The organism is Geodermatophilus amargosae, from assembly GCF_900116515.1.
Lineage (GTDB): Bacteria > Actinomycetota > Actinomycetes > Mycobacteriales > Geodermatophilaceae > Geodermatophilus > Geodermatophilus amargosae.
The window spans coordinates 151616-163024 of the sequence record NZ_FPBA01000009.1 but is presented as its reverse complement, the minus strand read 5'-3'; the positions used below and the strand labels follow the sequence as shown (position 1 = coordinate 163024).

9 protein-coding genes are annotated in these 11409 nt (G+C 74.8%); 7 read left to right on the top strand and 2 right to left on the bottom strand.

What is annotated here, in order from left to right:
- The first annotated feature begins 35 nt into the window (after positions 1-35).
- Positions 36-1031, top strand: a complete 996-nt coding sequence (locus BM414_RS14165; protein WP_093580088.1) for an FHA domain-containing protein — start codon at positions 36-38, stop codon at positions 1029-1031.
- A gap of 67 nt (positions 1032-1098) precedes the next feature.
- Here the strand turns inward: BM414_RS14165 and glgX are convergent, their stop codons facing one another.
- The gene (gene glgX / locus BM414_RS14160; RefSeq protein ID WP_093580086.1) at positions 1099-3237 is read right to left on the bottom strand and encodes a glycogen debranching protein GlgX; all 2139 of its coding nucleotides are present in this window, start codon (positions 3235-3237) and stop codon (positions 1099-1101) included.
- A 64-nt stretch (positions 3238-3301) separates the two neighbouring features.
- Here glgX and BM414_RS14155 point away from each other — a divergent pair, with 64 nt between their 5' ends.
- From BM414_RS14155 to BM414_RS14130, 6 genes are all read left to right on the top strand, one after another.
- Positions 3302-4114: an ABC transporter ATP-binding protein gene (locus BM414_RS14155; RefSeq protein WP_245784722.1), complete on the top strand. Its 813-nt coding sequence runs from the start codon at positions 3302-3304 to the stop codon at positions 4112-4114.
- Between the two features lie 28 nt (positions 4115-4142).
- The gene (locus BM414_RS14150) at positions 4143-4931 is read left to right on the top strand and encodes an enoyl-CoA hydratase/isomerase family protein (RefSeq protein ID WP_093580082.1); all 789 of its coding nucleotides are present in this window, start codon (positions 4143-4145) and stop codon (positions 4929-4931) included.
- Positions 4932-5050: 119 nt separating this feature from the next.
- Positions 5051-6202, top strand: a complete 1152-nt coding sequence (locus BM414_RS14145; protein ID WP_093580080.1) for an ABC transporter substrate-binding protein — start codon at positions 5051-5053, stop codon at positions 6200-6202.
- Positions 6178-7113, top strand: a complete 936-nt coding sequence (locus tag BM414_RS14140; protein ID WP_245784721.1) for an ABC transporter permease — start codon at positions 6178-6180, stop codon at positions 7111-7113. The genes BM414_RS14145 and BM414_RS14140 overlap by 25 nt, the downstream gene beginning before the upstream one ends.
- Positions 7110-8003 (top strand): ABC transporter permease, encoded by an 894-nt coding sequence (locus BM414_RS14135; protein ID WP_245784720.1) that lies wholly within the window; start codon positions 7110-7112, stop codon positions 8001-8003. Before BM414_RS14140 ends, BM414_RS14135 begins: the two co-directional genes overlap by 4 nt.
- Positions 8000-9139, top strand: a complete 1140-nt coding sequence (locus BM414_RS14130; RefSeq protein ID WP_093580078.1) for an ABC transporter ATP-binding protein — start codon at positions 8000-8002, stop codon at positions 9137-9139. The genes BM414_RS14135 and BM414_RS14130 overlap by 4 nt, the downstream gene beginning before the upstream one ends.
- Here BM414_RS14130 and BM414_RS14125 read toward each other — a convergent pair.
- Entirely contained in the window at positions 9129-11237 is a 2109-nt protein-coding gene (locus tag BM414_RS14125) for a serine/threonine-protein kinase (protein WP_093580076.1), read from the bottom strand. The two genes, BM414_RS14130 and BM414_RS14125, sit on opposite strands and share 11 nt — an antisense overlap.
- Positions 11238-11409 lie beyond the last annotated feature (172 nt).

The window sequence follows — 11409 nt, the reverse complement described above, 5'->3', positions numbered from 1 at the left end:
GCACACCACGCTCGGCTGTCACTAGGCTGGCGCGCATGCCCGACCGCTGTGAAGTCCTGCCCGGAGACGCCCTCGTGGCCCGTCGCGGCGGGGGACTGCTGTGGGTCGACGCTCCCGGCTCGCCGGCTCTGGTCGCCGCCCTCCACGCCTGCCTGGGTGTGTCCGGCCCCGGCGCCGACCGCGTCCTGGGGGCCGTCGCCGCGCAGGCCGCCGCGCTCGGTGGTGGTTCGGCCTCCTTCGCCCTCGTCCTCACCGACACCAGCGCCGGGTCCGGCACCGGCGTCGCGCTGTGGTGCGGCAAGGGCCAGCCCGCCGTCGACGGCGTCCCGGTCTCCGGCCAGCCGGTCGACGGGTGCAGCCTGGCCGCCGGGTTCACCCTCGGGTCCACCCTCTACGTCGGCCCCGGCCAGGCCACGCCGCAGATGCCGCCGGGCGTCGCCTACGACCTCGTCGAGGGCGCGGTCCCCGGCTCCGGCGCGCTGCTGCAGCTGGCCGCCGTCGCCTCCGCCCCGGCCGCCGTCCCGCCGGCCACCCACACGCCGCCGTCGTCGTTCAGCGCGGGCTCGGACGCCGGCTTCGCCGCGGCGCCGTCCTACAGCGCACCGGGCGGCTCCTCGGCGTCCGGCCAGGCCGCCCGCACCGACGACGGTGGCGAGGAGACGGCGTTCTGGAAGCCCGACGCCGCCGCCTCCGCGCCGGTGCTGCGCTTCGACGACGGGCTGGTCGTGACCGTCGACGAGGACCTGGTGCTCGGCCGCCGTCCCGACAGCCACGAGCTGGTGACCGCCGGCAACGCCCGCCCGGTGCCGATCGCCGACACGCAGAACGTGCTCTCCTCGGCGCACGCGGCCATCCAGCGCCAGGGCCGCGAGGTCACGCTGACCGACCTCGGCTCGCTCAACGGCACGCACGTCGCCGGGCCCGAGGCCACCGAGTGGACCCAGCTCGAGCCCGGCGTCGCCCACCCGCTCTCCGATGGCGACCGCCTCCTGCTCGGTTGGACGGTCATCACCTACGAGCAGCCGGAGTGATCTGACGGCAGTGCCCACGGGCCCGGTCCCCTCGGGGGGCCGAGCCCGTGCCGTCCCCAGGCCCTGATCAGGGACGGCGGATGACCCGCAGCAGCCAGACGGTGCGCGGGGGGACCTCCACCGGTCCGGGCGCGACGACGGCCGGCCGCGGCGGCGCCCCGCTCGGGTACTCGGTGCTGAGCACGAACTCGTAGCCGTCGGCCCACGGCGGCCCGGGCAGCACGACGTCGACCGGCTCGGCCCCGGCGTGCAGCTGCACGAGGTAGGAGTCGTCGACCACCGGGCGGCCGCGCTCGTCGCGGTGCCGGATCGCGCGGCCGTCGAGGTACATGCCGACCGTCTGCAGGCCGTTGTCGAACCACTCCGCGGTGGTCAGCTGCCCGCCGCCGGGGGCGAACCAGGCGACGTCGCGGGTGCCGCCGGTGTGCGGGAGCTCGTGGCCCTCGAAGAACGCCTCCTGGCGCAGCACCGGCGCGTCGCGGCGCAGCCGCAGCAGGCGGCGGACGAAGGCCAGCAGGTCGCCGTCGGCGCCGTCCCAGTCGATCCAGGACACCTCGTCGTCCTGGCAGTAGGCGTTGTTGTTGCCGCCCTGGGTGCGGCCCAGCTCGTCGCCCGCGGTGAGCATCGGCACGCCGGTGGACAGCAGCAGCGTGGACAGCAGGTTGCGCTGCTGGCGGGCGCGCACGGCCCGGACCCCCGGGTCGTCGGTCGGGCCCTCGACGCCGCAGTTCCAGTTGCGGTTGTGGCTCTCGCCGTCGCGGTTGTCCTCGCCGTTGGCCTCGTTGCGCTTGCGCTCGTAGGTGACCAGGTCGGCCAGGGTGAAGCCGTCGTGGGCGGTGACGAAGTTGACGCTGGCGAAGGGGCGCCGGCCGTCGGAGCGGTAGAGGTCGGAGGAGCCGGTGAGCCGGTAGGCCAGGTCGCGCACGCCGACGCGCGCGCCGGACCACACGTCGCGCACGGTGTCGCGGTAGCGGCCGTTCCACTCGGTCCACAGCGGGGGGAAGTTGCCCACCTGGTAGCCGCCCTCGCCGATGTCCCACGGCTCGGCGATCAGCTTCACCCGGCTGACCACCGGGTCCTGGTGGACGACGTCGAAGAACGCCGAGAGCCGGTCGACGTCGTGGAAGGAGCGGGCCAGCGCAGCGGCGAGGTCGAACCGGAAGCCGTCGACGTGCATCTCGGTGACCCAGTAGCGCAGCGAGTCCATGAGCATCGCCAGCACCTGCGGGCGCCGGACGTCGAGGGTGTTGCCGCAGCCGGTGTAGTCGGTGTAGCGGGCCCGGTTCTCCCCGTGCAGCCGGTAGTAGCCGGGGTTGTCGATGCCCTTGAGCGACAGCGACGGCCCGGTGTGGTCGCCCTCGGCGGTGTGGTTGTAGACGACGTCGAGGACCACCTCGATGCCCGCGGCGTGCATCGCCTTGACCATCGCCTTGAACTCGGTCACCTGCGCACCGCCGGAACCGGCCGAGCTGTAGGCGGCGTGCGGGGCGAAGTAGCCGAGGGTGTTGTAGCCCCAGTAGTTGGTCAGCCCGCGGCGCAGCAGGTGCGGCTCGCTGACGAAGTGGTGCACCGGGAGCAGTTCGACGGCGGTGACGCCGAGGGACACCAGGTGCTCGACGAACGCCGGGTGGGCCAGCCCCGCGTAGGTGCCGCGCAGCGCCGGCGGGACGCCGGGGTGCCGCATGGTCGCGCCCTTGACGTGCACCTCGTAGACGACGGTGTCCGACCACGAGGTGCCCGGCCGCCGGTCGCCGTCCCAGGGGAAGGAGTCGTGGACGACGACGCCGCGCGGCACGAACGGCGCGGAGTCGCGCGGGTCGGCCGGGCCGGTGTCGGGGCCGTCGGCGCGGTACCCGAACAGTGCCGGGTCCAGCGTGAGGTCGCCGTCGACGGCGCGGGTGTAGGGGTCCAGCAGCAGCTTCGCCGGGTTCCACCGGTGGCCCGCGCCGGGGTCCCAGGGGCCGTGCACGCGGTAGCCGTAGCGCTGGCCGGGCCCGACGCCGGGCAGCCGGCCGTGCCAGACCTGGTGGGTGGTCTCCTGCAGCCGGTGCCGGTGCTCGGTCCCGTCGGGGTCGAACAGGCACAGGTCGACGGCGGTGGCGCCGGCCGACCAGAGCGCGAAGTTGGTGCCGGTGCCATCCCAGTGCGCCCCCAGGGGAGCGGGGGAGCCCGGCCAGACCTCGACGTCCTCGCTGCTGGTCCTCACGCGGCGATCCTGTCAACAGATCCTCCTGTCGGCCGACAGGCGGGTGGGTTGGTTGGATGGGGTCGTGTCGAGCAGTCCCGCCGTCAGCGGAGCAGAGCCCGTCGTCCGGATGAGCGGCGTGGACGTCGTCCGCGGGCAGTCGCACCTGCTCCGGGGGGTGGACTGGACCATCACCCCCGAGCAGCGCTGGGTGGTGCTGGGGCCCAACGGGGCGGGGAAGACGACGCTGCTGCAGCTGGCCGGGGCGCTCCTGCACCCGACCCGCGGGGAGGTGCAGCTGCTCGGCGAGACGATGGGTGCGGTCGACGTCTTCGAGCTGCGCCCGCGGATCGGCCTGACCAGCGCGGCGCTGGCGCAGCGGATCGAGCCGGGGGAGCGCACCGGCGACGTCGTCCTGTCCGCCGGGTACGCGATCGTCGGCCGGGGGCGGGAGCGCTACGACATCCACGACCTCTCCCGCGCGGCCGTGCTCCTGCAGCAGTGGGGCGTGCAGGCGATCGCGCACCGGCCCTTCGGCACCCTCAGCGAGGGCGAGCGCAAGCGGGTGCAGATCGCCCGCGCGCTCATGCCCGACCCCGAGCTGCTGCTGCTCGACGAGCCCGGCGCCGGGCTCGACCTCGGCGGCCGGGAGGACCTGGTCAGCCGGCTGTCCGACCTCGCCACCTACCTCTACGCCCCGGCGCAGGTGCTGGTGACCCACCACGTCGAGGAGATCCCGCCCGGCTACACCCACGCGCTGCTGCTGCGCGAGGGCGCGGTGGTGGCCTCCGGCCCGCTGTCCCAGGTGGTCACCGCCGAGGCGCTGTCGGAGACCTTCGGCCTGCCGCTGGCCCTCGAGCGCTCCGACGGCCGCTACACAGCCCGCCGCCAGGGCTGAGCGCTCCCGGCTAGCTAGGGTGCCCCCCATGGCAGCAGAGCCGGAGTTCGTGACCCTGTCGGTGGAGGACGGGGTGGGCACGATCCGCCTCGACCGCCCCAAGATGAACGCCATCGACGAGCAGCTGCACACCGAGGTCCGCGCCGCGGCGCTCGAGGCCACCCGGCGCGAGGACGTGCGCGCCGTCGTGCTCTACGGCGGGGAGCGGGTGTTCGCCGCCGGCGCCGACATCAAGGCGATGTCCCAGCTGACCGGCAGCTCGATGGTGGCGTGGGGCCGGGAGCTGACGGACAGCTTCACCACGGTGGCGCGCATCCCCAGGCCGGTCATCGCCGCCATCACCGGCTACGCCCTCGGCGGCGGCTACGAGCTCGCGCTGTGCGCCGACTTCCGGATCATGGGCGCCGGGGCGAAGGTCGGCCAGCCCGAGATCCTGCTCGGCGTCATCCCCGGAGCCGGCGGAACGCAGCGGCTGGCCCGGCTGGTCGGCCCGGCCAAGGCCAAGGACCTCGTCTTCACCGGCCGGCACGTCGGCGCCGAGGAGGCCCTCGAGATGGGCCTGGCCGACGCCGTCGTCCCCGACGCCGAGGTGTACGGGACGGCGGTCGCGATGGCCCGGAAGTTCGCCGCCGGCCCGCCGCTCGCGCTCGCCGCGGCCAAGCAGGCGATCGACGAGGGCCTCGACGGGTCCATGGAGCAGGGCCTCGCGCTGGAGAGCCGGCTGTTCGCCGGGCTGTTCGACACCGAGGACCAGGCCACCGGCATGCGCTCGTTCCTCGAGAGCGGTCCCGGCAAGGCGACCTTCACCGGGCGCTGACCCACCCGCGTCGCCCACTGTTCCCGCGACCGTCACCGCGTCCGGCCCCCGGGACGGTCCCGGTCTGTCACCATCCGCAGGGCCCGTCGGCCGAACCGACCCGCTCCCCTGGAGGACCCGTGCGATCCACCCCCACCCTGAGGACCGCGACCGTGCTGGCGGCCGCGACCCTCGTGCTGACCGCGTGCGGCGGCGACAGCGACGACAGCGGCTCGGGGGGAGGCGGCGGCTCCGACGCGGCGAGCGCCCGCTCGGCCGAGGACCTCGGCGGCATGGACGCCCTCGTCGAGGCGGCGAAGGCCGAGGGGGAGCTCAACGTCATCGCGCTGCCGCCGGACTGGGCGAACTACGGCGAGATCATCTCCGCCTTCGAGGAGGAGTACGGGATCACCGTCAACAGCGCCTCGCCCGACGGCTCCAGCCAGGACGAGCTCAACGCCGTCGAGAGCCAGCGCGGGCAGGACCGCGCCCCCGACGTCCTCGACCTGGGCACCGCCTTCGCCCGCCAGGCCCAGGCCCAGGACTTCCTGGCGCCCTACAAGGTGGAGACCTGGGACGAGATCCCCGAGGGCCAGAAGGACCCCGACGGCCACTGGTACAACGACTACGGCGGCTACATCTCCATCGGCTGCAACGCCACGGTGATCGCCGCGTGCCCGACGTCGATGGCCGACCTGCTCGACCCGCAGTACGCCGGCCAGGTCGCGCTCAACGGCAACCCGACGCAGGCCGCGGCCGCCTTCTCCGGCGTCTGGGCCGCCTCGCTGGCCAACGGCGGCAGTCTCGACGACATCGGCCCGGGCATCGACTTCTTCGCCCAGGTCAAGGAGGTCGGGAACTTCAACCCGGTCGAGATCACCCCGGCGACCATCCAGAGCGGCGAGACCCCGCTGGCCATCGACTGGGACTACCTCAACGCCGGCCTGACCGACGAGCTCGCCGAGCAGGGCGTCGACTGGCAGGTCGCCGTCCCCTCCGACGGGCTGTTCGGCGGCTACTACAGCCAGGCGATCAGCGCCTACGCCCCGCACCCGGCCGCCGCGCGGCTGTGGCAGGAGTTCCTCTACAGCGACCGCGGCCAGAACCTCTACCTGGCCGGCGGCGCCCGCCCGGTCCGGCTGCCCGCGATGGAGGAGGCCGGCACGGCCGACGCCGAGGCGCTCGCCGCCCTGCCGGAGGTCGAGGGCACCGCGGAGTTCCCGACCCAGGAGCAGGAGAGCGCCGCCCAGCAGGTGGTCGCCACCCGGTGGAACCAGGAGATCTCCGGCTGAGCACCGCAACCACGAGCGCCGCGCCGGCGTCCCGCAGGGGGCGCCGGCGCGGCGGTCTGCTGCCCGCGCTGGGCCCGGTCCTGGGCATCCTGCCCTTCCTGCTCTACGTCGCCGTCTTCCTGCTCCTGCCGGTCGGCGTGCTGGCCGTGGAGGCGTTCCGCGCCGTCGACCCGGTCACCTTCGAGGAGAGCTGGTCGACGGCGAACATCGGGACCGTCACCGGCGGCGCCTACGCGCGGTCCTACGTCGGCAGCCTCGAGCTGTCGGCGATCACCGCCGTCCTGGGCGCTGTCCTCGGCCTGGCACTCGCCTTCGCCGTCGTGACCACCCGGCGCGGCCGGCTGCTGCGCCGCCTGGTGCTCACCGCCTCGGGCGTGCTCGCCAACTTCGGCGGTGTCCCGCTGGCCTTCGCCTTCCTCGCTACCATCGGCAACGCCGGGGTGGTCACCGCGGTGCTCACCGGCCCGCTCGGCCTCGACGGCTTCCGGCTGGCCTCCCTGACCGGCCTGGCGCTGGTCTACCTGTACTTCCTGATCCCGCTCATGGTGCTGACCATCGTCCCGGCGGTCGAGGCGCTGCGGCCGCAGTGGCGGGAGGCCTCCGACGTCCTCGGCGCCAGCGGCTGGCAGTACTGGCGGTACGTCGGCGGGCCGGTGCTCGCCCCGCCGGTGCTGGGCGCGACCATGCTGCTGTTCGCCTCCGCGTTCGCCGCCTACGCCACGGCCCGGGCACTGGTGGGCAGCAGCGTCCCGCTGGTGACGCTGCAGATCGCCGACGCGCTGTCGAGCAACGTCGTCGTCGGGGCGGAGAACCTGGGCAAGGCGCTCGCGCTCGGGATGGTCGTCCTGGTGGGGCTGGTCATGGCGTTCTACACCTGGGTCCAGCGGCGCACGTCCCGGTGGCTGACGTGAGCGCGACGACGGCCGGCACCTCCACCGCCGGCGTCGCCGGGGCCGGCGGCGTCGCGCCGGAGACGCCGGTGCGGGCCGCCCGCCGCGGGCGGGGGGCATGGCGGTGGGTGGTGTTCGCCGTCCTCGGCCTGTACTTCCTGGTGCCGCTGGCGGCCTCGGTGTGGTTCACCGTCCGCAGCCGCGACGGCGTCACCGCCGACGTCTACACGAGCATCCCGACCGCCGAGGGGTTCACCGAGAACTTCGGCCGGTCGCTGGCCCTCGGTGCGCTCACCGTGCTCATCGCGCTGCTGCTCATGGTGCCCACCGTGGTGCTCGTGGAGCTGCGGCTGCCGCGGCTGCGCCCGCTGGTGGAGCTGCTCACGCTGGTCCCGCTGCTGCTGCCGCCGATCGCGCTGGTCGTGGGCGTGCGCAGCGTGCTGGCCTGGGCGCCCGAGTACTTCCTCGGGACCCCGCTGGCCGAGGCGTTCTTCGCCCTCCAGGAGCCGGCACTGCCGTGGATCCTGGTGCTCGTCTACGTCGTCCTGGCGCTGCCCTTCGTCTACCGCGCGCTGGACGCTGGGGTCCGCGGTGCGCAGCTGCGCACGCTGACGGAGGCCGCGCGGGTGCTCGGCGCCTCCTGGCCGCGGGTGATGCTCTCGGTGGTGCTGCCGGTGCTGCGGACCTCGGTGCTCAACGCCGCCTTCCTCACCCTCGCTCTCGTGCTGGGGGAGTTCACCGTGGCGAACATCCTCGGCTTCGAGACCTTCCCGACCTGGATCGTGCGCATCGCCGGCTCGCAGCCACGGCTGTCGGTCGCCGTCTCGGTGCTCTCGCTGCTCCTGACCTGGGCGCTGCTGTTGCTGATCTCCGCGCTGGACCGCCGGCGCCGCGAGGAGGACCCCGCATGACCGCCGCTCCCGAGCCCGGGACCGTGGCCGCCGAGATGCCCGGCCGGGCGCCGGCCCGCGCCGCCGCGCCCGCCGACCTGCGCGAGCAGCCACCGGTCGGCGTCCGCCTCGAGGGGCTGACCCGCCGCTACGGCGGGGTGCTCGCGCTCGACGGGCTCGACCTCGACGTCGCCGGCGGGGAGTTCCTCGCGCTGCTCGGTCCCTCCGGTTGCGGCAAGACGACGGCGCTGCGTGCCATCGCCGGCTTCGAGGTCCCCGACGCCGGCCGGGTGTGGTTCGACCGCCGCGACGTCACGGCGATCCCGCCGAGCAGGCGCGACGTCGGCATGGTGTTCCAGGCCTACAGCCTCTTCCCGAACATGACCGTCGCCGAGAACGTCGCCTTCGGGCTGCGGGTGCGCCGCCGGGACAAGGCCGAGCGCGCCGGGCGGGCCGCGGAGCTGCTCGAGCTGGTGGGGCTCGCCGACCGCGCGCAGCGCTACCCGCACCAGCTCTCCGGCGGCCAGCAGCAGCGGGTCGCGCTGGCCCGCGCCCTGGCCGTGGCGCCGCAGGTGCTGCTGCTCGACGAGCCGCTGTCGGCGCTGGACGCGCAGGTGCGGGTGCAGCTGCGCGACGAGATCCGCCGCATCCAGCTCGAGCTCGGCATCACCACGGTGTTCGTCACCCACGACCAGGCCGAGGCGCTGTCGGTGGCCGACCGGGTCGGCGTCATGCGGGCCGGCCGGCTGGAGCAGGTGGCCTCGCCCGACGACCTCTACGAGCGCCCGGCGACGGCGTTCGTGGCCGGCTTCGTCGGCACGATGAACCGCATCCCCGCCGTGCTCGGCGACGGCGACGTGGAGTTCCTCGGCGTCCGCCGCGAGGTGCTCGGTGCCGCGCCCGCGGCCGGGCCGGCGTTCGCGCTGGTGCGGCCGGAGGCGCTGGAGGTCGAGGGCGACCCGCGCGGTCCCGGCCGGGTGGTGACGCGCACGTTCTCCGGCGCCGTCACGCGGCTGACCGTCGCGCTGCCCGACGGCGTCGAGGTGCAGGCCGACGTCCCCAGCGCCGGCAGCCAGGGCCTCACGCCCGGGACGCCGGTCACCGTCACCCCCGCCGAGCGCCCCGCCCTCGTCGAGCCGGCCGACCTCACGCCGTGAGCTGGAAGACGACCACGGTGGCGTCGTTGAGGTTCGTCACGTAGGCCCGCCGCCCGTCCGGCGACACCGCCACGCTGGTGGGGCCGTCGCCGGTCGGGGGGCTCGCGGTCACCTCGAGCGTCCGGGCGTCGACCACCGACATGGTGTCGGACTCCACGTCGGCGGTGTAGAACCGCGCCCCGTCCGCCGCCCACGAGACGTCCTGGGGGCGCGTGCCGACGGCCCGGCTGCCCAGCGGCGTGTCGGTCGCGGTGTCGACGAGGAACGCCTCGCTGCTGTCGAAGGCCACCACGGCGACCCGGCTGCCGTCGGGTGAGATCGCGACGCTGTGGGGCGAGACCCCGGCGGGGATCTCCTGCACGACCCGGCCGCCGTCGGCCAGGTCCAGCACCGAGAGCACGCCGGACTCGTGGTTGGCGGTGTAGGCGCGCCGGCCGTCGGCGGACACGGCGATCCAGTGCGGGTTCTCCGGCACGGCGTAGGAGTCCACCGTCTCGCCGGTGGTGGTGTCCACCACCTGGACGCGGCCCTCGTTGTGCAGGGGGACGTAGAGCCACCGGCCGTCCGGGGAGGTCGCCGGCGCGTACGGGCGCAGCCCCACCTCGATGGTCTGCAGCACCGCGTTGGTCGTCGTGTCGACGACGACGACGGCGTGCACGCTGTTCGGGTCGTCGTACACCGTGACGTAGGCCCGGCTGCCGTCCGGCGAGAAGGTGATGAACTGCGGAGGACCGGCCGGGATCGGGATCCGCGACGAGTCGACCTGCGAGGTCAGGTCGAGGACGCTGACGAACCCCTGCGTCCGGTGGGCGATGTAGGCGTAGCGGCCGTCGGGCGCGATGGCGATGAAGCCCGGCGTGGGCGGCACGGAGATGGGGTCGCCGAGTTGCGTCGGCACCGCGAGGCTGACCGGTGGGGGTGCGCTCGACGAGGGCGGTGCCGTGGTCGCCTCGGGGGCGAGGGTGCTGCCCGGCGTGCCGGTGGGCGTGCCGGCGGCGTCGGCTCCTCCCCGGTCGAGGGGCCACAGGAAGACCGCGAGCCCCGCGGCGACCAGGACGAGGACCAGCGCGCTGACCAGCGCGATCCGCCGGCGACGTGGACGCGGGGCCCGGCCGGGGCCGCCGGGCGGGGCCGGGGCGGCGGGCAACTGCTGCACGGAGCTGTGCGCGCCGTCGCCGGAGCGCACGCCCAGCACGGTCGGCGGGGCCGCGGCGGTCCTCGCCGGCTCGGTGGTCCGCTCCGGTGGGGTCGTCCCGGGCCCGGGTGGCCCACCCGGTGCGCCGGCCGGCTCCAGCGCCAGGCGAGCGGCGTCGACCAGTGCGCGCGGTGTCGGGTAGCGGTCCTCGGGACGCTTGGCCATGCCCCGGGCGATCACCGCGTCCAACGCCGGGGGCACCCCCGCGACCAGCTCGCTGGGCCGGGGCGGGTCGACGTAGAGGTGGGCGTAGAGCAGCGCCGGGAGGTCCTCGCCGCGGAAGGGACGGCGCCCGGTGAGGCACTGGGCCAGGACGCAGGCCAGGGAGTAGACGTCCACCCGCCCGTCGATCGGCTGGTCGGTGAAGCGCTCGGGCGCCATGTAGTCGAGGGTGCCGACCGTCGCGCCGGTGATCGTCAGCGACGTCCGGGTGCTGCCGATGGACCGGGCGATGCCGAAGTCGACGACGTACACGAAGTCGGTGGCCGTCACCAGGACGTTGCTCGGCTTGACGTCCCGGTGCACCAGGTGGTCGGCGTGCGCGGCCTCCAGGGCGTCGGCGACCTGCGACAGCAGCGCCACCGTCCGTGCCGGCGGCAGCGGTCCCTCCGTGAGCAGGGCGCCGAGGTCGCGGCCGTCGACCAGGCGCATGTCGATGAACAGGCGGCCGTCGATCTCGCCGTAGTCGTGGATCGGGATGACGTGGGGCTCGCGCAGCCGCGCGGCGACGTGCGACTCGCGCCGGAAGCGGCTGGCGAACTCCGGGTCCCCGTTGAGGTTCTCCGGCAGGAGCTTGAGGGCGACCAGGCGCTCGCGGCGGGTGTCCCGCGCGCGCCAGACCTCACCCATCCCGCCGACGCCCAGCACCTCCTCGAGGAGGTACGGGCCGAACTCTCGGGACATGGAGGCTCCTCGCCTGACCGGCCGGACAGGCAACTCCGGCGCCGGGGGAGGGTAGGCACCACGGTCCCGCCCGGGCCCGGCCGTCGGCCGCACGCGCGCCCGACCGCCTCCCTCTGCGCCGCGTCCCACCACGGTGCAGTCCCGCGGCGACGCAGCGTGCGCAGCCGGTCCG